Raw genomic sequence first — 277 nt, 5'->3', positions numbered from 1 at the left:
GAAAGATTGGGTTTTAAGGCAGTTTTGAGTAATAATTCAGACGAAATTAAAGCGGCTGATAAAGTGATTTTTCCAGGCGTGGGCGAGGCGAGTTCGGCAATGACAAAGCTTCGTGAAAGCGGATTGGATTATTTGATTCCGCAATTGCAACAACCTGTTTTAGGAATTTGCCTTGGAATGCAGATGATGTGTAATAAAACTGAAGAAGGAAATACAGAAGGTTTGGGGATTTTTGACATTGATGTTTTGAAATTTTCAAATAACGTAAAAGTGCCTC

The 277-nt window shown here is 38.3% G+C and carries 1 protein-coding gene; it reads left to right on the top strand.

Going from position 1 to position 277, the window contains the following annotated elements; genetic code table 11:
• On the top strand, positions 1 to 277 hold a 277-nt coding region (locus ACFRAE_RS17825; RefSeq protein WP_422798522.1), incomplete at both ends, for a glutamine amidotransferase-related protein.

The sequence above is a fragment of the Sphingobacterium sp. HJSM2_6 genome, assembly GCF_049316305.1.
In the GTDB taxonomy this organism is placed as follows: Bacteria; Bacteroidota; Bacteroidia; order Sphingobacteriales; family Sphingobacteriaceae; genus Sphingobacterium.
This window is presented reverse-complemented; position numbering and strand designations above follow the sequence as displayed.